The organism is Streptomyces venetus, assembly GCF_039540295.1.
GTDB lineage: Bacteria > Actinomycetota > Actinomycetes > Streptomycetales > Streptomycetaceae > Streptomyces > Streptomyces venetus.
Genome location: NZ_BAABET010000007.1, coordinates 517859 through 537012, shown reverse-complemented (window position 1 = coordinate 537012; position 19154 = coordinate 517859). Strand labels below are relative to the sequence as shown.

Genomic DNA, 19154 nt, shown 5'->3' with positions numbered 1-19154 from the left:
CTCGGGCAGTCTGCAGAGCCACTCTCACCGTCGCACCGTCGGCCGCCGGGCGCGAGGGGGCGGTCGGGCCCCGGTCAGGGACCAAGGGCCCTCGGCCGGGGCCGGGCGGCCCGTGGTGCGACGCGGGCGCCGCGCACACGCTGAAGTCAGCGGCCCCCGGCCGCGGCGGGAGCTGAAGGGAGCCCGGTGATGACCTCCACCACCAACCTGTCCGCAGGCCTCACGGCCGAGCATCGCGAACGGCTGATGCGTGTCGCCCGCGAGGTGTCCTTCGACGCCGGCACGCGCCTGTTCGAGGAAGGCCGGCGTGCCGACCGGTTCTGGATCGTGCGGACCGGGACGGTCGTGCTCGACCTGCGTGTCCCGGGCCGGCGGGCCGCCGTGGTCGAGTCCCTGGGCCATGGGGAACTGGTCGGCTGGTCGTGGCACTTCGCGCCCTGTGTCTGGCACCTGGGCGCGGAGGCGATGAGCCCGGTGCGCGCCTACGAGTTCGACGCGGAGGCCGTACGGGCCCTGTGCGCCCGGGACCCGGAGTTCGGACGCGCGATCGCGTCCTGGGTCGGCCGGGTGGTCGCCGACCGGCTGCACGCGTCACGTGCCCGGCTGCTCGACCTGTACGCCCCTTACGGCGGCGGGAGCCCGATGTGAGCGGCCCCCGCCCCGGTACGCGCCCCGGCCACCGGAGGAGGACAGCCATGAACGGCAGCCCGCACATCGTCAGCGACGTCATGACGCACACCGTCGTGGCCGTCGGACGTGACGCCGCGTTCAAGGACATCGTCGAAGTCATGCAGCAGTGGAAGGTCAGCGCGCTGCCCGTCCTGGAGGGCGAGGGCCGGGTGATCGGGGTCGTCTCCGAGGCCGACCTGCTGCTCAAGGAGGAGTTCCGCGACAGCGATCCGGACCGGTTCACCCAGCTGAGCAGGCTGTCCGACCTGGTCAAGGCGGGCGGGATGACGGCGCGGGACCTGATGAGCTCCCCGGCCGTCACCGTCCACACCCATGCGACGCTCGCCCAGGCCGCGCGCATCATGGCCCAGCGCAAGGTCAAGCGGCTGCCGGTCGTCGACGAGGAAGGCCTCCTCGAAGGCGTCGTCAGCCGGGCGGACCTGCTCAAGGTGTTCCTGCGGACCGACGAGGACCTGGCCGAGGAGGTCCGCCGCGTGGTCGTGAACCTCCTGTTCCCCGCGCCCGCCGGGCCCGTGGGCGTGCGGGTGCGTGACGGAGTCGTCACCCTCACCGGCCACGTCCGGGACACCTCACTCGTACCCGTCGCGGCCCGCCTGGTCCGCGCGGTAGAGGGCGTGGTGGACGTCGATTTCCACCTGACCGCACTCCCGGCCCGGAGCGAACCGCGCTAGCCGCGCGGCGCCCGGCGGCCCCCTTCCCGGCGCCCGGCGGGTCCGTTCCCGGCGCCCGGCGGGTCCGTTCCCGGCGACCGCCGACCTCGTTCCAGGCAACCGTCGGTCCGGTTCAGGAGCCAGGCGGTTCTGATTCAGGTGACCAGCGGTCCGGTTCAGGCGCCCGGCCGTTCCGTTTCAGGTGACCGGCGGTCCCGTTCAGGCAACCGCCGGTCCTGTTACGGCGACCGCCGGTCCCATTGAGTGACGTGCGGTCGCCGGCACGGGCGGGGCGTTCCGTTCAGCCCGTCATCCGCTTCCTCCACTGCGGCCCGACGCGCTCCCACTCCGCGTCCCACGCCGCCAGCCGCCGCCGGTCCAGTCGCGCGCGGGCGAGTCGTCCGCCGGCCCAGACCGCGACCGCGGTGCCGGATCCGGCCAGCAAGCCGGTGGCAGCCGCCTGGAACGCCGACTCCGTCGGCGTGAGGGGCTCGTCGACCAGCGCGCCGGTGCGGTCCGTCCACACCGTCACCCGGGTTCCGGCCGCGGCGGCCGGTTCGACCTGGGTCCGTCCGGTGTGCGTGCCGCCACCCGGACCGGTCCAGCGCACCGTGGCCCACACCGTGTCGCCGTCGGAGCCGTCCGTCGACACCTGCGGGGTCTTCGGCGCCTGCTGGGTCAGCACGGCCGGGACGGCATGCGCGTGAGCGCGCTGTGCGGCGAGGGCGCCGTCCGTGGCCCCGGCGGCGGCCAGCCCCACCAGCACCCCGCCCAGCACGGCGAGGACGCGGGCGACGAGCACGATCCAGGCCTCGATGCGGTCGCTGCGCCGCCGCAGCGGATTGTTCCGCCACCGCCACAGCCGCACCCTGCCCACGTTCCTTCGGCGCGTCTCCGTCATCGCGTTTCACCCCTCACGGGCGTGCTTCCAGTCTGCGCCGCCACTGCCCCGGCTCGCCTCTCGCAGCGTGCCCCTCGCGCCGGGCAGCGCGAAGACCCCGGCCCCGGACCCCCGGACCGCGGGCGGTCAGACCCTGATCCGGCGTCCGGTGACGGCCACGGGCTCGATGCTCAGCCACAGTTCGCGCCGGCCTCCCACCCACGGGGTGCTGTACGCCTCCATGTCGAGCCGGGTGCTCTCTTCCGGATCCGTCACAGCCCTCGCCGGACCGCGCGCCAGCACGCTCCAGCCCTCGCTGAACGCCTCGTCGATGCGGTCGACCTCGAAGGCCACCTGGCGGCCGGCCGCCTCCGCGGGGGTGCTGCCGGAGTCGGTACGGAAGACGATCGCGCCCTCGACGACGGTGTAGTTGACCGGCACGACGACCGGCCCGGAGTCCGTGATCACGGCCAGCCGCCCCACTCCGTGCGTCGCGAGCAGGGAGCGGCACTCCGCTTCGGTCAGCTCCGTGAACCGGGGGGTGCGGGCGGCCCGTCCGAGGCCGGCGGGCAGCTCGGTGTCACCGCCGGTGAGATGCCACACCGTGGTCCTCAGCGCCCCGGCCAGCTTGAGGAGGGAGCCGGTGCCCGGGGCCGCGGTCGGCTGCTCCTCCAGGTACTGGAGGTATGCCGTCGCCATGCCCGCGCGCGCCGCCGTCTCCTTCCTGGTCAGGCCGAGTTCCGTACGCCGCTGGGTGATCCGGCGCCCCAGGTCGCCCGCCGGGCGCCCCTCCACGGCGTGCGACGGAGCCTGTTCGGTCATGGCACGTCACCTCTTCTCCTTCGTCAGGCCGCCCGGAAGGGGACGACCTCCTCGTGCCGCTCTCCGCCGAGCACGACCTTGAGCGCGCCGGTGTCGGCGGCGCGGGCGAAGACGTCGTACGCCTCCTCCATGTCGGTCAGCGGGAAGGTGTGGGTGACCAGCCGCCCGGTGGGCAGGCGGCCCGTGGCCGCCATCCGGAGCAGCGTGGGGGTGGAGTAGGTGTCCACCAGGCCCGTGGTGATGGTGACGTTCCTGGTCCACAGGTCTTCCAGGTGCAGGGTCGCGGGCTTGCCGTGCACGCCGATGTTGGCCACGTGCCCGCCGGGCCGCACCATGCGCGTGCAGAGTTCGAAGGTCTCCGGGACGCCGACCGCCTCGACGACCACGTCGGCACCGAGCCCGTCGGTGAGGTCCGCGATCAGCTGCTCGGGGGCCTCCCGGGCGTCCGCCACCGCGTCCGCGCCGAGCTGCCTGGCCGCGTCCAGCCGGGGCGCGGCGAGGTCCACGGCGACGATCCGCTCCGGTGCGAACAGCCGGGCCGTGGCGATGGCCGCGAGTCCGATGGGCCCGGCGCCGACGACGGCGACGGTGTCGCCGGGCCGTACCTGCCCGTTGAGCACACCGACCTCGTAGGAGGTAGGGAAGATGTCGGCCAGCAGCACGGCGTCCGCGCTGTCCAGGACGCTGGGCAGCACGTGCACGGAGAGGTCGGCGTACGGCACGCGAACGTACTCGGCCTGGGTGCCGTCGATCAGATGGCCGAGGATCCAGCCCCCGCCGCCCCGGCACTGGCCGTACATGCCCTCGCGGCAGTAGTGGCAGCGGCCGCAGGCGGTGATGCAGGAGACCAGCACCCGGTCCCCCGGCCGCACCGTGTGCACGTCGCCGCCGACGTCGACGATCTCGCCGACCGCCTCGTGGCCCAGCACGGTGCCCGGGCGTACCTCGGGCACGTCCCCCTTGAGGATGTGCAGGTCCGTTCCGCAGATGGTGACGGCGTCGACCCGCACGATCGCGTCGGTCGCCTCCTTGGTGCCGGGATCCGGGACGTCCTCCCAGGCGGACTGTCCGGGGCCGTGGAAGACGTAGCCCCTCATGGCGTTCCCACCTTCCTCGCGGGGGCGATGTGCCCGGTTTGCACTGCGGTTCCAGCTTGGCGCGGACCGGTGTCCCGCGCTTGGGCCGGTCGGCCCCATCCGCACGCCGGACAGGGCCTCGCGGGCCGGGCACCGCACCTCGCACACCCTCGCCGCCCGCCGCACCGGGGCCGTTCGGCCCTACCGCGCCGCCCGCTCTCCGCGCTTTGCTGGGGGGCATGTACTCCCCCGGCGGATCCGCCTCGCGGCCAACGGAACGCACGGCACGCGTGGTGATGCTGCGCGACGAGATCGACCTGCTCACGGCACCGGCCCTGCGGGCGCGCCTCGACCTGCTGACCGCAGGACCCCGCCCCGACCTGGTGCTGGACCTGCGCCCGGTGTCCTTCATCGACTGCGCCGGGCTGGGCGTCCTGTGCCGGGCGCGCAACCGCGTGCTGGCCCGGCGCGGTCGGCTGCGGCTGGTCACCGACAGCACTTTCCTCCGGCGCGTCCTGCGGCACGCCGGTCTGGCCGGGGTCTTCGAGGTGCTTCCCGGCATGCCGGAGGGGGTGGCCGGCACCCCGACCGCGCCGACCGCGAACACCGCGGACGGGGCGCCGGTCTGACCGCGTCGCACGGTGGCCGACTCGTGCCCGGCCCTGGCCGCCCCCGGCCGCCCACGCCTCGATCCGCTCGAGGTTGCCGATCGCGGAAGTCCCCGCCCCTTTCGCCAGTCCCCGCCCTTTTCGGCTCTCCCCCAGGGCCGGCGCGGCGGCAGGCGGACACGGGGCCGCCGTGGGGTGGGTCGGGGCCGCGCCGGGGGGTATCCGTCCTCGGAACGGCGCGACCAAGTCGGTGACCGACTAACTGGCGTCACACGCGCCGCCCACTGCGGGCGGACACCCCCCGACACGTCCCCTTACGCACGTACCCAGCTGCGGGCATGCGTGCCGCTAGGGCTAGGGGCGGCACGGGTGGGCGCAGCCGGTACGGTGACCGTGCCCGGTGTCGCGAGGACCAGTCGAAGTCGGCCTCCGGGGGCCGGGCGGAAGCGGTGCGCGGCGCGGGGAGCGCGTCTTCAGGTCATGCGGGTCGGGGCGCGGGAGTTGCTCCGTCGGCAGGACTGGACCGATCGGCCCTAGTACATCCGCTCACCGCGCGTGATGATCGTGGTCACGGGCGGTCCGCCGTCCGTCCTTCAGGCGTTCCGGGGAACGAGGGATCGAGATGACCGAACCGCGTGCCTTCACCGAGGAGCACCCGATCCGGGTCTTCCTGCTCGACGACCACGAGGTGGTGCGCCGCGGTCTGGCCGATCTGCTGGACGCCGAGCCCGACATCTCGGTGGTCGGGGACGCCGAGAACGTCGAGCACGCGCTCGCCCGGGGCCCCGCGCTCCGCCCCGACGTCGCCGTGCTCGACGTACGCCTGCCGGACGGGGACGGAATCACCGTCTGCCGGGAGCTGCGCAGCCGGATGCCCGAGCTGGCCTGTCTGATGCTGACCTCCTTCGACGACGAGGAGGCCCTGCTCGACGCGATCATGGCCGGGGCCTCGGGGTACGTGCTCAAACAGATCAGGGGCTCCGACCTGGTCTCGGCGGTGCGCACCGTCGCCTCCGGGCGGTCCATGCTCGACCCGGAGACCACGGCCCGGCTGATGCGCTCGCTGCGCGCCGACCCGGCCGAGGAGCCGGGCCTCGCCCCGGAGCTGGCGGGCCTGTCCCCGCGCGAGCGGGAGATTCTCGCCCTGATCGGGGACGGCCTGACCAACCGCGAGATCGGCAAGAAGCTGTTCCTGTCCGAGAAGACGGTCAAGAACCACATCTCGCGACTGCTGGCCAAGCTCGGCGTGCAGCGCCGCGTCCAGGCCGCGGTCCTCGCGTCCCAGCTGGAGCGCCCCGGCCCGACCGAACGCCCGATCCGCTGAGCCCCAACCGCCGGAAAGGGCAACCCTCACCCCTTCCCCGACCGCACCGGCACCCACCACACCACCCGCGTCCCGCCACCCTCCGCTCAGCACACAACCCCGCGTCCAAGCCACCGCCCACACGCGGACAACCTCAGCGCCCAGCCCGCTGAGTCCCAACCGCCGGAAAGGGCAACCCTCACCCCTTCCCCGACCGCACCGGCACCCGCCACACCACCCGCGTGCCGCCGCCCTCCGGGCGCTCACCGAGCTGGAGGTCACCGCCGAGGGCCACGGCCCGTTCCTCCATGTTCTTCAGCCCGCTGCGCGCGGCGCCCGCCGGGATTCCGCGTCCGTCATCGGTCACGGTCAGTGTCAACTCGCCCTGCGCGTACCGCAGGTACACGTCGACGGAGCGCGCCCCGGCGTGCCGGGCCGTGTTGCTCAGCGCCTCGCCGAGCACCGCGAGCGCGTGGTCGGCGACCTCGCCCGGCACGTCCGTGTCGACCAGGCCCTCGATCCGTACCGCGGGAGCGAATCCCAGGGACGAGGTGGCCGCCGTGACCGTGTCCGACACCCGGGCGCGCAGGCCGCCGCCCTCCCCCGTGCGGCCGCCCTGCATCCGCAGTCCGAAGATCGTGGAACGGATGATCTTGATGGTCTCGTCCAGGTCGTCCACGGTCCGCGAGAGCCGCTTCACGCCCTCCGGATGCTCGACGAAACGCTGGGTGCTCTGCAGCGTCATCCCCGCCGCGAACAGTCGCTGGATGGCCAGGTCGTGCAGGTCGCGCGCGATCCGGTCACGGTCCCGCAGCAGCGCGATCTGCTCGGCGTCCCGGCGCCGTTCGGCCAGCTCCAGCGCCAGCGCCGCCTGCCCGGCGAACCCCAGCAGGGGGCGCGTGTCGGAGTCGGTGAACGGCGTACGGCCCGCCGCGCGCCCCAGCAGCAACACCCCGCCGGCCTTGCCGCCGGCCTCCAGCGGCACTCCCACGACAGGCCCGAGCCCGGCCCACTGCGGGGCGTCCCGGCTGGTCCGCGGGTCCTCGCGGACGTCGGTGCTCACCACCGGCTCCGCCGTCGTCAGCACGGCGTTGACGAACCCGTCCTGCCCGGACATCACCAGGCCACTGCGCCGCTCCGCGCCCTCTCCGACGGCGAGCAGCGGCCGCAGCGCGTTCTCCTCCGGCACCCGCTCGGCGATCATCCCGGCGTCCGCGTCGGTGATCTGCCGCGCCCGCTCCACGATCAGTTCCAGGACGTCGGTACCCGGAGCACCCGACAGCAGGGCGCGCGTGACCTCGGAACTCGCCTCCAGCCACCGCTCACGCAGCCGCGTCTCCTCGTACATGCGGGCGTTCTCGATCGCCACGCCCGCCGCCACCGCGAGGGTGGACAGCACCGACTCGTCCTCGGCGTCGAACTCCGCCGCGCCGCGTTTCTCGGTGAGGTAGAGGTTGCCGAACACCCGGTCGCGCGCCCGGATGGGCACGCCCAGGAACGAGTGCATCGGCGGGTGGTGGGACGGGAAGCCGTACGAGGCGGAGTGCTCGGAGATCTCCGCCAGGCGCAGCGGCTCCGGGTGCCGGATCAGCTCGCCCAGGATGCCGTGCCCGCTGGGCAGGTCCCCGATCCGGGCCCGCTGCTCCTCGCTGACGCCGACGGTGTGGAACTCGGAGAGCATCCGGTCGTCGCCGATGACGCCCAGGGCCCCGTACTCGGCGTCCACGAGCACCACGGCCGCCTCGACGATACGCCGCAGGACCTGGGCGAGATCCAGCTCCCGGCCGACCGACAGCACCGCCTCCAGCAGGCTGTGCACCCGGCCCTGGGCGCCCCGCGCCGCGTCGATCCGCGCCTGGAGTTCGTCCAGCAGCTCGTCCAGCCGCAGCTTGGGCAGGTGCTGCTCGGACCGCCCGGGCCGTTCCCCGCTCATCGTCTCCTCCGACCGGTTCCCGCGGACGCACCGGGTGGGCGCCTCCTCTGCCTCACGATAGTGCGCGGTGGCCTGGTCAGACCGGTTTCCGGCCGCGGCCGGACCCGCGGATCGGGGTGAACAGGGCGGTCACGGCGAGCAGGACACAGGTCGCTCCGGCGGCCAGGGCGACCGGGGCCGTGCCCTGTTCCTCGGCGGCCCAGGTGAGGAGGGCCGCGCCGACGGGGGCGGCCGCGTAGTGCAGGGTCCAGAAGGCGGAGGTGACCCGGCCGAGGAGATGTTCCGGGGTGACCTCCTGGCGCAGTGACATCGAACAGGTGCCCGCCACGCCGACGCAGGCCAGGAAGGCGGCGCTCAGGGCGGCGACGACCGGCACGTCACGGGCCCAGCCGAGACCGGCGAAGGCCAGTCCGCACACCGCGACCGCCCCGGTCCACGTCGGCCCGAAGCCGAGCCGGCGGCGGATCCGGGCCACCAGCAGCGCACCGGTGATGGTGCCCAGCGCGCCGAACGCCATGACGGTGCCGACCGTGCCGTCGTCGTGGCCGAGGTCGTGCTTGAGGTGGTAGATGACCAGGTCGTTCAGGCCGAGCGTGAGGAAGCTGAACACGAACAGCAGGACGGTCAGCGAGCGCAGCACCGGATGGCCGCGGAGGAAGGCGACGCCGGTGCGCAGGTCCTGCCGGAGTCCCTGGCGCTCGCCCGTCCGCTCGGCGCCCGCCGTACGCGTCCGGAGCCGTACGAAGAGCAGGCACGTGGCCGACACCCCGAAGCTGGCCGCGTCGACGCCCACGGCCGCGGCCGGGCCGGACCAGGCGGCGACCAGCCCCGCGCACAGCGGCCCGAGGACGCCCGCCGCCGCGGCGGTGGCGCCGAGCCGCCCGTTGGCCTCGGTGAGCCGCTCGGTGCCGACCAGGCCGCGCACGACGGTCACGTAGCCCACCGCGAACAGCATGCCCACGGCCTCGCACAGCGGCAGCACCACGTAGAGCAGCCAGAGCTGCGGGCCGAACAGCCACACCAACGGGATCGCCCCGTACAGGCCCATGCGCACCAGGTCGCACACGATGAGCAGCCGGCGCCGGTCCACCCGGTCCACCACCGCCCCGGCGAACACCGCCGCCACGACCGACGCCGCGCCGCCCACCGCCGTCAGCAGCCCCATCCGCGCGACCGAGCCCGTGGCCTCCAGGACCAGCAGGGGCAGGGCGATCAGCGCGAAGGAGTCGCCGAGCACGGAGAGCGTCTGCGCGGCCCAGAAGATCCCGAAGTCCCGTTGCCGCCAGAGCGGTCGGGTGCCGCGTAAGCCGTCGTCGGCCGCGTCCGCCGGGGTGCCGCCGCCGGTGCCGTCCTCGCGCCGCGCCGCCTCGTGCGTCATACCGTCCTCGCCGTCCGGCGATCCGCCATGCGCCCTCCCCCGCTTCCCGGTTTCCCGGCAACTTTACGACTCCCCGTGGCGAGCGGACGTGTCGGCCGGGGCAGGCCGGCAACTGCCGTGCGGTGCGCGGGAAAAGCGCTACCGGCGGGCGCGCGGAGACGGTAGCTTCACGCGGGTGAGGTGATCTCTCCCGCGGCGCCCCGGGCGTGCCGCAGACGCGAAACGAACCCGCTTTCCGTGACGTTTCCGCAGGGAGAGATCACCATGCACATCGTCCTGGGCGACACCCCCGAGGACACCCTGGCCGCCTTCACCGCTCGGGCGGCCGCGGACCCCGGCGTCGCCGGGCTGGTCCTCAGCGGCTCCCGTGTCCACGCGGGCATGCCGACCGTCCACTCCGACTACGACCTGCACGTCATCCTCAGGGACGAGACCCCCGCCGCCCTCACCGAGCTGGACCGCTTCCGCTCGGCCCACCTCGACCTCGTGGTGATCACGCTGGCGGAGTTCCGCACCCGCGGCATGCCCGGCCGCCCCGACAGCTTCGCGCGGTACTCCTACGTCCACGCCGAGCTGCTGCTCGACCGCCTCGACGGGACCGTCGCCCGGATCCTCGACGAGAAGCGGACGCTGGGCGCCGAGGAGGCCCGGGCCGCCGTCGACGGCTGGCTCGACGCCTACGTCAACCAGACCTACCGCTCCCTGAAGAGCTACCGCGACGGCCGCCCCGCCATGGGCCACCTGGACGCCGCCGAGTCCGTCCCGTACGCCCTGGAGGTGCTCTTCGCGCTGCACCGCCGCGTCCGGCCGTACAACAAGTACCTCCAGTGGGAGCTGGAGCGGAACCCGCTGGGCGAGAGGCGGTGGGACGCGGAGCGGCTGCTGCCCGTCGTGCGCCGCCTGCTGGCCGACGGGGACCCGCACACCCAGCGCGCGCTCTTCGCCGGCATCGAGGAGGCGGCACGGGCGGCCGGGCACCACGAGGTCCTCGCCTCCTGGGGCACGGACCTGAACCTGCTGCGTCACCCCTGACACCCATCACGCCCTGATCGCCACCGACGCCCCTGACGCCGGGGCGTCTCCCACTGTTCGCCCGAACCCCCTTGCGTCTCAACGGCGTTGGCCCGAACCTGAGCACCGTTCAACTTTCCGTCCGTTCGCCCCCCCGACCGGAAGACACCCCCCATGAAGAGACTGATCGGCACCCTCGTGGCCACCGCCCTGGCCTGCACGGGCCTCGCCGCCACCGCCACCGCCGCCGCACCCGCCGCCACGGCGGACTCCGGCTCCCTCAGCGTCCTCACCTACAACGTCGCGGGCCTGCCCGAGGGCCTGAGCTCCGGCCATCCGGAGAAGAACACCCCGCTGATCTCCCCGCGCCTCGGGGCGTACGACATCGTCAACGTGCAGGAGGACTTCAACTACCACGCCGCCCTGTACGCGGGCGACGACCACGCCCACCGCACCGCGACCAGCGGCGGCGTCCCCTTCGGGGACGGCCTCAACACCCTCTCGGACCATCCCTTCGAGGACTTCCAGCGGGTGAAGTGGAACACCTGCACCGGCACCAACTGCCTCACCCCGAAGGGCTTCTCGCTGGCCCGGGTACGGCTGGCCGAGGGCGTCTTCGTGGACCTCTACAACGTGCACACGAACGCCGACGACACCGACGACGCGCTCGCCGCCCGCCGGGCCAACGTCGAGCAGCTCTCCGACTTCATCCAGGCGAACTCCGCGGGCAACGCGGTCATCGTCATGGGCGACACGAACACGCGGTACACGCGGACCGGTGACAACATCCGCACGCTGCTGAGCGAGAACGGCCTCACCGACGCGTGGGTCCAGCGGGTGAGGGGCGGAACGCCCCCGGCCCAGGGCAGTGCCCCTCTCGTCTGCCCCACCACGGCCCCCACGGACGACTGCGAGGTCGTGGACAAGATCCTCTACCGGGGCAGCACGCTGGTGAAGCTGAACGCGACGCGGTACCACGACGACTGGGCGTCCTTCCTGGACTCCGCGGGCGGCAACCTGTCCGACCACTTCCCGCACACGGTCGACTTCTCCTACACCCTCGACTCCTCGCTGCGGGCGAGCGACTTCTTCGGCGGCCCGCACGGCACGGCCTTCAACGACGCCGACGACCTGCCGTCGGCCCCGGCTCCCCGCACCCTGACCCTGCGCGGCGGCGCCCGGCTGGACGCGGTCTCCCTGACCCACGACGGCGGCACGGTCCTGACCCACGGCGGCACGGGAGGCACGGCGGCGTCCCTCACCCTGGCGACGGGCGAGCACCTGACCTCGGTCAAGCTGACACAGGGCCAGAAGGACGGCCGCACCCGGCTGTTCTCGGCGACGTTCACCACCGACAAGGGGCGCACGCTGTCCACCGGTACGGCCACCTCCGACGCGAAGACCTTCACGGCCCCGGCCGGCCGGCAGATCGCCGGGTTCACGGGCCGCGCCGGCGACGAGATCGACAAGCTGGGGGTGGTGTACGCGCCGATCCGCTGAGGCTCGTACGACGGGAGGAACCCGACGTCGAGGAGGGCTTCGAAGCGGAGCTGCTCACAGGGTGGCCGGAAGCGGCGGCGGGCGGTCTACGATCACACGGCGCGCCTGTGGGCCTCCGCTCGGGGGCCCGTCCTCTGCCTCGCAGGCGGCATGACCCCGTCCGAGAGGTGACCCCCAGCCCCCATGCCCAGAGCCGGCCTCTCCCCCGACCGCCTCGTCGCCGCCGCAGCCGACCTCGCCGACGAGGCCGGTTTTGAGCATGTCACCCTGTCCGCCCTGGCACGCCGCTTCGGGGTGAAGGACGCGAGTCTCTACTCGCACGTCAGGAACCTCCAGGACCTGCGCACCCGCCTGGCCCTCCTCGCGGGCGGCGAGATGATCGACAGGATCGCGGCGGCCGTCGAAGGACGGGAGGCCGGCAAGGAAACCCTGGCCGCCTTCGCCGGGGCCTATCGGGCCTACGCCCTGGAGCACCCCGGGCGGTACGCGGCGACCCAGCTCCCCGTGGACCAGGCGCTCGTCACCGACTCCCCCGCGATGCGCCGCACGGCCGACGTCACCTACGGCATGCTGCGCGCCTACGGCCTGGAGGAACCCGACCTCACCGACGCCGTACGACTGCTGCGCAGCACCTTCCACGGCTACTGCGCCCTGGAGTCCACCGGCGCCTTCGGCGCACCCCGTGACGTACAGGCGTCCTGGGACCGGGCGATCGACGCCCTGCACGTACTGCTTCAGAACTGGCCCCGCGAGAAGAGGACGACTCATGCGTGACACGGCGGACCGGACAGCGGAGGTCTATGCGCTCGGCCCCGGCCCCTGGACCATGACGCCGGTGACCCGGGGCGCCCTGGGCCAGATCTGGAAGCTCGCCGGGAACGGGCACGCGTGGGCCGTGCCTTCATCCAACACGTCCTCCCGGGCTCCGGCGGTCAGTTGTCCCGCAGGAACTGGCGCGCGAGGCGGTCGCCGAGGGTGACCGCCGCGTTGTGGTTCTCGAGGGGGGAGACCTGGGAGTTCTTGAACAGGATGTAGGTCACCCCGGAGTCGGTTCCGCCGGACTCCGGGTCCGGGTCGATGCCGAGTGCCTTCGCGGTGGCGTACGAGGCCTCGCCGATGATCTTCGTGGGGCCGGTGTCGCCGACCACGGCGTACTCGACCTTGTTGTCGTAGATCACGGCGACCACGCCGCCGCCCTTGATACCGGCGCCGGAGTAGTTCCAGATGCCGCTGGAACTGGGCACCACGACGTACGGCAGTGAATCGGCCTTCAGCGGCTTGCCGTCGGACTGGTGGAACGCCGTGTCGTCCTGGTACCAGGGGTCGGTGTCCTCGTTGCACTTCGAGGTGCGTTGGCCGTCGCAGTCGATGTCCATGTCGGCCTTCCAGAACACCGCGCCGTTCTTGCCGCACACGGGGATCGTGGCCGAAGTCTCCTCGTCCGTCCGGTACTTGCCGTTGGAGAGCTGCGAGCAGCCCGTCACCTTGGCGAGCAGGTCGGCCGCGCTGACCGTGCCCTCCTGTGCGGATGTCGGTGAGGGGGCGCCGGTGGCGGCCGCGGGGAGCACTCCGGCGGTGAGCAGGGCGGCCGAGCAGGTCACGACGAGGGTCAGTGGTCGCATACGCACGGTGGGACCCTTCTGTTAGGAAAGTTTCCTTACCTTGCGGCACCCAAGGTGCCCTCTCGGCATGGTCGCGTCAATCCCTCGGGCGGCGGTCGGTCGCGACTTCCGTTCACAGGCCGGGCGCTGTGGTCATCGGTGCGGGATCGGCCGGAGATTGGCCGGAAATGCATCCGATGTCTTCGGTCCGGACCATTGACCCCGTGGCCTCGTGCCGCAACTCTGAATGGCGCTGTCGAACGAGTCGCTGAACTCAGTACACCCATGTGAACGCCGCGCTGTCCTGGACTTTCCATGCCCCCCACCTCCCGGAAAGCAGGTCGCCTCCATGAGCAAGACCACGACGCCAACCGCGTAGACGGAGGCTCCCGTTCGCCAGACATCGGATGAAAGGGTCCGGCACGCCATGCCTTCTGCCGTACAGGCCCCCACCGCAAGGCCTCATTCGAAAGGGAGGAAGATGACACGCCGACGCATGTCCACGGCGCTGACGACCGTCGCCCTGGCCGCCGTCACCCTGGCCGCTCCGCCGGCGGCCGGCCCGTCCCCGGCCGTCGCCGCGGGCGCGCGGCCGGCGAGCCGCCCGGCCGCCGCCCCCGACTGGTCCGTGGCCCTCGTCGACTCCACCATGACCCGCTACACCCCGAGCACCATCGGCAACTGGTCCTACCCGGTGGGCCTCTACCTCTACGGCCAGTACCTCACCTACCGGCGCACGCACGAAGCCCGCTACCTCACCTACATCAAGGAGTACGTCGACCGCTTCGTGAAGAGCGACGGCTCCATGGACCAGCCCTTCAACAGCCTGGACAGCATGCAGGCCGGCCGCCTGCTGGTGATCCTGCACCACGAGACGGGCGACGACCGCTACCGCAAGGCGGCGAAGAAGATCCGTGACCGCCTGGACACCTTTCCGCGCACCTCCGACGGCGGCTTCTGGCACGCCGACACCGCCAGCCGAGCCAACCAACTCTGGGCGGACGGCGTCTACATGGTGAACCCGTTCCTCGTCGAGTACGGCAAGGAGTTCGGCGACCGGGCGTACGCCGACGACGAGGCGGCCAAGCAGCTCTCCCTCTACGGCAGCCACCTACAGGTCGCCGGCGGCCTGCTGAAGCACGCCTACGACGAGTCGAAGAGCGTGAGCTGGGCGGACCCGCGGACCGGGCTCGCCCCCGAGCACTGGTGCCGGGCGGTCGGCTGGTACTCCATGGCGATCACCAATGTGCTCGACGCGATCCCCGCCGACCACCCCCGCCGGGCCCGACTCCTGAAGATCTTCCGGAAGTTGGCGGCGGGTCTGGAGAAGTACCAGGACCCGGCCACCGGGCGCTGGTTCCAGGTGATCGACAAGGGCGGCAGCAGCGGCAACTGGACCGAGACGTCCTGCTCCAGCATGTTCACCTACGCCCTCGACCGCGGCGCCCGACGGGGCTACCTCGACCCGCACTACACGGCTGTCGCCCGCCGCGGCTACCAGGGCGTCCTGGCGAAGCTCTCGGTCGGCACGGACGGCCGCACCCGACTCGCCGACATCTCCGAGGGCACGAACGTCGGCGACTACGCGTACTACATCGCCCGCACCCGGGCCACCAACGACTTCCACGGGCTGGGCGCCTTCCTGATCATGAACGAACAGCTGCGAGGTGATTAGTGTCATGAGCACATCCAGAAGGAGGCTGCTGGGTGCCGCCCTCGGCGGCGCGGCGGGAGCAGCGGTCGGTCTTCCGGCCGCGACCACGGCGCACGCCGCCTCCTGGCAGCAGAAGTGGGCGCCGTCCGCGAGCGAGGACGGCCTGGGCGCCTTCGAGACGATCGAGGACGACCGCGCCGACTCGCACACCGCCGGACAGCCGCACATCTACGCCACCGGCGACAACTGGCGCTTCACCATGCACACGGTCGACCGCGACACGTCGACCGACCGGCAGCGGCAGGAGGTCACCGGACTGCGCACCAGCGGCAGCAGCTACCTCAAGTGGACCCAGGGCCAGACCTGGCGGGTCACGTACTCCATGTACATCCCGAGCTCACTGAAGGCGACCACCACCTTCACGCACATCATGCAGATGAAGCAGCCGGGCAGCGGCACCTCGCCGATCGTCGTGCAGTCCCTGCGCCGGGTCAACGGCAAGCAGACGATCGAGCTGAAGCTCGCCATCGACGACATCCTCATCGGCCGCACCGACCTGGATCCCCTGCACGACACATGGACAGACGTCGACTTCCAGATCAAGGTCGGCAACGGGTCGGCGGGTTCGGTCCGCTGGATCCTCAAGAGCGGCGGCTCGACCGTCATCGACGCGTCGAAGACCGGCGTCGACACCTTCCTCGCCGACCGCGTGCGCCCGAAGTGGGGCATCTACCGCTCCCTCGGCGACACCTCCGGATCGCTTCAGAACACCTACCTCCTGCTCACCAAGCTCCGCGGCTACCAGCTCGGATGAGGAGCGACGCCCCATGAGACACCCCAGCGTTCCCGGGCACCGGGTCGCGGCGATCGTTCTCCTCGCCTTCGCCGTGATCCTCGGGCTCACCCAACCCGCCGCTCCCGCCGCTCCCGCCGCCGCGCCGGCGAAGCCGCTCGACCTGGAGAACCCCCGCCAGGAGTTCCTGCGCGACTCCGTCGGCGGCCTCTTCCTGCACTGGGGCCTGCGCACCGCGCCCGCCCACACCAGTTGCACCGACTGGGAGAACGACGTCACGAACGGCGGCTGGAAAGCCGACTACTGGGTGAAGGAGGCCCAGAAGCTGCACACGCAGTACATCGTCCTCGCCTCCTTCCACAGCCGCCTCGGCTACGCCCGCGCCTGGCCGTCGAAGATCCCCGGCTCCTGCTCCACCGAGCGGGACTTCCTCGGCGAGCTGGTCACCGCCGCGAAGTCCAAGGGGCTGAAGGTCATCCTCTACATGACCGACGACCCGCAGTGGCACGCCGAGGGCGGCCATGAGTGGCTCGACTCGGCGGCGTACTCCTCGTACAAGGGCAAGGACGTCGACCTGACCACCCGGAACGGCTTCGGGCAGTTCAGCTACGACAACTTCTTCGAGGTCATGGACCGCTACCCCGACCTCGGCGGCTTCTGGATCGACAACGACAACGCGTACTGGGAGAGCAACAACCTCTACGCGCAGGTCTACCAGAAGCGCCCGAACTACACGATCAGCAACAACAACGAAGACACGCCGATCATGGACATGATCAGCAATGAGCAGAAGACCGGAATGACGCCGGCGTACGACTACCCGCAGGCGGTCTACACGGCCCAGCCCCGCCTCACCGAGGCCGACTTCAAGCTGCCCGCCACGGGTTCCTGGTGGTACGGCGGCACCGACCCGGCCGTCGACAAGATGCTCACCCTCGGCCGCCTCGTCACCAACGCCGGCTCGTCCGTGAAGGCACTGATGGCCGAGACCGCCCAGGTCAACGGCAAGTTCCCGGCGAACCAGGCCGACTTCAACAACTTCGCGAACTCCTACCTCGACCCCATCTGGGAGTCCCTGCACGGCACCGAGGGCGGCGGTTACATGTACGGCGGTCTCAAGCCGGGCTTCTGGAACGACGGCGCGCACGGCGTGACCACGATCAGCAGGAGCAACCCCGACCGTCAGTACATCCACGTCCTGACCCCGCCCAGCACCAGCACCCTGCGCGTCCGCGACAACGGCTACCGCGTCGCCTCGGTCACCAACCTCCGCACGGGCGCCGCTGTTTCGTGGTCGCAGTCGGGCGGCGTCCTCACCCTCACCGGGCTCGGGAACTGGGACCCGTACGACACGGTGTTCAAGGTCACGACGGCCGGCCGCCAGGGGATCCTCTCCGGAGTCAAGGTGAGCGCGAGCGCCTCGGCGACCTCTCACGCGGGCTCAGCCGCCGGTGACGGCGACTACCGCACCTACTGGGACAACAACAAGACCCTCCCGGTCAACCTCACCTTCGACCTCGGCAGCTCGAAGAAGGTCCAGTACCTCGGGCTCAACCAGCGCGAGGACTCCGTCGCCTACGCCCGCTCGGACACCGAGCAGTCGGCGCGGATCAAGGACTACAAGGTGTATCTGAGCGCCGACGGCTCGACCTGGGGCAGCCCGGTGAAGACCGGCCAGCTGCCGAGCCGCCGCGGCATGCAGGGCATCGACCTGACCGCCGCGAACGCCCGCTACGTCCGCCTCCAGGTCGACTCCACCTGGGCCGCGTCCACCGACACGACCCGCTACCAGCGGCTGAGGATCGACGAGGCGTGGATCGGCACCTCGTACGCGACTCCCGCGAAGAGGGGACAGTCATGACAGGCATCACCCGCGTCACCCGCGTCAGATCACTGGTCGTGGCCCTGGTCGGACCGCTGATCGCCTCGGCGGTCCCACTGCTGGCCACCGCCCGCCCGGCGGCCGCCTCCGACAACGGCCAGTCCATCCGGCCCGCCATGGGCTGGAGCAGCTGGAGCTTCACACGCCGCTGGCCGACCGAGGCGAAGATCAAGGCCCAGGCCGACGCGCTGGTCTCCAGCGGCCTCAAGAACCACGGCTTCGTCTACGTCAACCTCGACGACTTCTGGCAGAAGTGCGACGACAACGGCTTCGTCGTCGACTCCTACGGCCGCTGGTCCGTGGACACGGCCAAGTTCCCCGGCGGCATCAAGGCGCTGGCCGACTACATCCACTCCAAGGGCCTGAAGTTCGGCTTCTACGTGACGCCCGGCATCGCCAAGAACGCCGTCACCAGGAACACGCCGATCGAGGGGACCTCGTACCACGCGAAGGACATCGCGGACACGTCGAAGACGGAGAAGAACTACAACTGCAAGAACATGTACTACATCGACTACCAGAAGCCGGGCGCGCAGGAGTTCGTGAACTCCTGGGCGCGGCAGTTCGCCTCCTGGGGAGTCGACTACCTCAAGATCGACGGAGTGGGCAGCCACGACATCCCCGACGTCCAGGCCTGGGACAAGGCGCTGCGCGCCACCGGACGGCCCATCAACTACGCGCTGTCCAACAACCTCGCCATCGCGGACGCCGCCACCTGGCGCAAACACGCGAACAGCTGGCGCACGCAGGGCGACGTGGAGTGCTATTGCGGTCCCGGCGCCAACGGCAGCGGCTACCCGCTCACCGACTGGTCGCACATCTCCTCCCGCTTCAACTCGGCGGCCTCCTGGCAGCCGCACGCCGGTCCGGGCGGCTGGAACGACCTCGACTCCCTGGAGGTCGGCAACGGCGACCGGGTGGGCCTCACCGCCGACCAGCGCCGGTCCCACTTCACCCTCTGGGCGATGGCGGCCTCGCCGCTGCTGCTCGGCACCGACCTGACCGATCTCGACCCGGTCGACAAGGCGATGCTGACCAACGACCGGCTCATCGGGGTCAACCAGGACGGCGTCGCCGCCAAGCGGATCGTGAGCAGCGGGGTCAAGCAGGTCTGGAGCAAGAAGGAGAGCGACGGACAGTACGTGGTGGCCCTGTTCAACACCGGTACGTCCGGCAACACCACGGTCTCCGTGGACTGGTCGAAGGTCGGCTTCACCGGCTCCGGTGACGTCACCGACCTGTGGTCCGGCTCCCACAAGGGTGTGATCGCCGACTCCTACAGCGCGACCCTGCGGCCCGGCGAGACCCGGCTGATCCGCGTGAAGCTGGTCGACTCCCAGAAGGCGGACTTCACCCGGTACACGGGCTGAGGG

At 71.7% G+C, this 19154-nt stretch carries 17 protein-coding genes and 1 pseudogene; 12 read left to right on the top strand and 6 right to left on the bottom strand.

The window, feature by feature from the left end; genetic code table 11:
• Nucleotides 1-189: 189 nt before the first annotated feature.
• Both ABEA82_RS25075 and ABEA82_RS25070 read left to right on the top strand, forming a co-directional pair.
• Entirely contained in the window at nt 190-648 is a 459-nt protein-coding gene (locus tag ABEA82_RS25075; protein WP_345663874.1) for a Crp/Fnr family transcriptional regulator, read from the top strand.
• A gap of 47 nt (nt 649-695) precedes the next feature.
• A complete protein-coding gene (locus ABEA82_RS25070) occupies nt 696-1361 on the top strand; it encodes a CBS domain-containing protein (protein WP_345663873.1) in 666 nt (221 codons plus the stop codon).
• 280 nt (nt 1362-1641) lie between these two features.
• On the opposite strand, the gene ABEA82_RS25065 is transcribed toward ABEA82_RS25070, so the two are convergent.
• The 3 genes from ABEA82_RS25065 to ABEA82_RS25055 all read right to left on the bottom strand — a co-directional run bounded on the left by ABEA82_RS25065 (nt 1642) and on the right by ABEA82_RS25055 (nt 4139).
• Nucleotides 1642-2241, bottom strand: coding sequence for an Rv1733c family protein (locus tag ABEA82_RS25065; protein ID WP_345663872.1), 600 nt, complete (start codon nt 2239-2241; stop codon nt 1642-1644).
• Nucleotides 2242-2367: 126 nt separating this feature from the next.
• Nucleotides 2368-3042, bottom strand: a complete 675-nt coding sequence (locus tag ABEA82_RS25060; protein ID WP_345663871.1) for a helix-turn-helix domain-containing protein — start codon at nt 3040-3042, stop codon at nt 2368-2370.
• Between the two features lie 23 nt (nt 3043-3065).
• Complete coding sequence (locus ABEA82_RS25055) at nt 3066-4139, bottom strand: zinc-dependent alcohol dehydrogenase family protein (protein ID WP_345663870.1); 1074 nt, start codon at nt 4137-4139, stop codon at nt 3066-3068.
• A 218-nt stretch (nt 4140-4357) separates the two neighbouring features.
• Here ABEA82_RS25055 and ABEA82_RS25050 point away from each other — a divergent pair, with 218 nt between their 5' ends.
• The gene (locus ABEA82_RS25050; protein WP_345663869.1) at nt 4358-4747 is read left to right on the top strand and encodes an STAS domain-containing protein; all 390 of its coding nucleotides are present in this window, start codon (nt 4358-4360) and stop codon (nt 4745-4747) included.
• Between the two features lie 601 nt (nt 4748-5348).
• Nucleotides 5349-6050, top strand: coding sequence for a response regulator (locus ABEA82_RS25045; RefSeq protein ID WP_345663868.1), 702 nt, complete (start codon nt 5349-5351; stop codon nt 6048-6050).
• 178 nt (nt 6051-6228) lie between these two features.
• Here ABEA82_RS25045 and ABEA82_RS25040 read toward each other — a convergent pair whose 3' ends face one another.
• Nucleotides 6229-7962, bottom strand: coding sequence for a sensor histidine kinase (locus ABEA82_RS25040; protein WP_345663867.1), 1734 nt, complete (start codon nt 7960-7962; stop codon nt 6229-6231).
• 76 nt (nt 7963-8038) lie between these two features.
• Nucleotides 8039-9340 carry an MFS transporter gene (locus tag ABEA82_RS25035; protein ID WP_345663866.1) on the bottom strand — a complete coding sequence of 434 codons (1302 nt, stop codon included), beginning with the start codon at nt 9338-9340 and terminating at the stop codon, nt 8039-8041.
• A 264-nt stretch (nt 9341-9604) separates the two neighbouring features.
• Here ABEA82_RS25035 and ABEA82_RS25030 point away from each other — a divergent pair, with 264 nt between their 5' ends.
• From ABEA82_RS25030 to ABEA82_RS25015, 4 genes and pseudogenes are all read left to right on the top strand, one after another.
• Complete coding sequence (locus tag ABEA82_RS25030) at nt 9605-10372, top strand: hypothetical protein (RefSeq protein ID WP_345663865.1); 768 nt, start codon at nt 9605-9607, stop codon at nt 10370-10372.
• A 153-nt stretch (nt 10373-10525) separates the two neighbouring features.
• Nucleotides 10526-11851, top strand: a complete 1326-nt coding sequence (locus tag ABEA82_RS25025; protein ID WP_345663864.1) for a jacalin-like lectin — start codon at nt 10526-10528, stop codon at nt 11849-11851.
• Nucleotides 11852-12034: 183 nt separating this feature from the next.
• The gene (locus tag ABEA82_RS25020; protein ID WP_345663863.1) at nt 12035-12625 is read left to right on the top strand and encodes a TetR/AcrR family transcriptional regulator; all 591 of its coding nucleotides are present in this window, start codon (nt 12035-12037) and stop codon (nt 12623-12625) included.
• Nucleotides 12618-12749, top strand: a pseudogene (locus tag ABEA82_RS25015) (aminoglycoside phosphotransferase family protein); the annotation flags it as partial. The gene ABEA82_RS25020 and the pseudogene ABEA82_RS25015, both read left to right, overlap by 8 nt.
• 34 nt (nt 12750-12783) lie before the next feature.
• Here ABEA82_RS25015 and ABEA82_RS25010 read toward each other — a convergent pair.
• The gene (locus ABEA82_RS25010; RefSeq protein ID WP_425588550.1) at nt 12784-13479 is read right to left on the bottom strand and encodes a glycoside hydrolase family 75 protein; all 696 of its coding nucleotides are present in this window, start codon (nt 13477-13479) and stop codon (nt 12784-12786) included.
• Between the two features lie 454 nt (nt 13480-13933).
• Here ABEA82_RS25010 and ABEA82_RS25005 point away from each other — a divergent pair, with 454 nt between their 5' ends.
• Genes ABEA82_RS25005 through ABEA82_RS24990 form a run of 4 tightly spaced genes read left to right on the top strand, consistent with a single transcriptional unit; the run spans nt 13934 to nt 19151 of the window.
• Nucleotides 13934-15127, top strand: a complete 1194-nt coding sequence (locus tag ABEA82_RS25005; RefSeq protein WP_345663862.1) for a glycoside hydrolase family 88/105 protein — start codon at nt 13934-13936, stop codon at nt 15125-15127.
• A gap of 4 nt (nt 15128-15131) precedes the next feature.
• On the top strand, nt 15132-15920 hold the full coding sequence (locus ABEA82_RS25000) for a polysaccharide lyase family protein (RefSeq protein ID WP_345663861.1): 789 nt from the start codon (nt 15132-15134) through the stop codon (nt 15918-15920).
• A gap of 13 nt (nt 15921-15933) precedes the next feature.
• Nucleotides 15934-17760 (top strand): discoidin domain-containing protein, encoded by a 1827-nt coding sequence (locus ABEA82_RS24995; RefSeq protein ID WP_345663860.1) that lies wholly within the window; start codon nt 15934-15936, stop codon nt 17758-17760.
• Nucleotides 17757-19151, top strand: a complete 1395-nt coding sequence (locus ABEA82_RS24990; RefSeq protein ID WP_345663859.1) for a glycoside hydrolase family 27 protein — start codon at nt 17757-17759, stop codon at nt 19149-19151. The genes ABEA82_RS24995 and ABEA82_RS24990 overlap by 4 nt, the downstream gene beginning before the upstream one ends.
• Nucleotides 19152-19154: the final 3 nt, after the last annotated feature.

Bases quoted from the DNA above. Each gene is read 5' to 3' on its own strand.
- ABEA82_RS25000 (WP_345663861.1), top strand. From the start codon at position 15,132: ATGAGCACATCCAGAAGGAGGCTGCTGGGTGCCGCCCTCGGCGGCGCG.
- ABEA82_RS25065 (WP_345663872.1), bottom strand. From the start codon at position 2,241: ATGACGGAGACGCGCCGAAGGAACGTGGGCAGGGTGCGGCTGTGGCGG.
- ABEA82_RS25035 (WP_345663866.1), bottom strand. From the start codon at position 9,340: ATGACGCACGAGGCGGCGCGGCGCGAGGACGGCACCGGCGGCGGCACC.
- ABEA82_RS25040 (WP_345663867.1), bottom strand. From the start codon at position 7,962: ATGAGCGGGGAACGGCCCGGGCGGTCCGAGCAGCACCTGCCCAAGCTG.
- ABEA82_RS24995 (WP_345663860.1), top strand. From the start codon at position 15,934: ATGAGACACCCCAGCGTTCCCGGGCACCGGGTCGCGGCGATCGTTCTC.
- ABEA82_RS25025 (WP_345663864.1), top strand. From the start codon at position 10,526: ATGAAGAGACTGATCGGCACCCTCGTGGCCACCGCCCTGGCCTGCACG.
- ABEA82_RS25045 (WP_345663868.1), top strand. From the start codon at position 5,349: ATGACCGAACCGCGTGCCTTCACCGAGGAGCACCCGATCCGGGTCTTC.
- ABEA82_RS25055 (WP_345663870.1), bottom strand. From the start codon at position 4,139: ATGAGGGGCTACGTCTTCCACGGCCCCGGACAGTCCGCCTGGGAGGAC.
- ABEA82_RS25050 (WP_345663869.1), top strand. From the start codon at position 4,358: ATGTACTCCCCCGGCGGATCCGCCTCGCGGCCAACGGAACGCACGGCA.
- ABEA82_RS25020 (WP_345663863.1), top strand. From the start codon at position 12,035: ATGCCCAGAGCCGGCCTCTCCCCCGACCGCCTCGTCGCCGCCGCAGCC.
- ABEA82_RS25030 (WP_345663865.1), top strand. From the start codon at position 9,605: ATGCACATCGTCCTGGGCGACACCCCCGAGGACACCCTGGCCGCCTTC.
- ABEA82_RS24990 (WP_345663859.1), top strand. From the start codon at position 17,757: ATGACAGGCATCACCCGCGTCACCCGCGTCAGATCACTGGTCGTGGCC.
- ABEA82_RS25070 (WP_345663873.1), top strand. From the start codon at position 696: ATGAACGGCAGCCCGCACATCGTCAGCGACGTCATGACGCACACCGTC.
- ABEA82_RS25075 (WP_345663874.1), top strand. From the start codon at position 190: ATGACCTCCACCACCAACCTGTCCGCAGGCCTCACGGCCGAGCATCGC.
- ABEA82_RS25005 (WP_345663862.1), top strand. From the start codon at position 13,934: ATGACACGCCGACGCATGTCCACGGCGCTGACGACCGTCGCCCTGGCC.
- ABEA82_RS25060 (WP_345663871.1), bottom strand. From the start codon at position 3,042: ATGACCGAACAGGCTCCGTCGCACGCCGTGGAGGGGCGCCCGGCGGGC.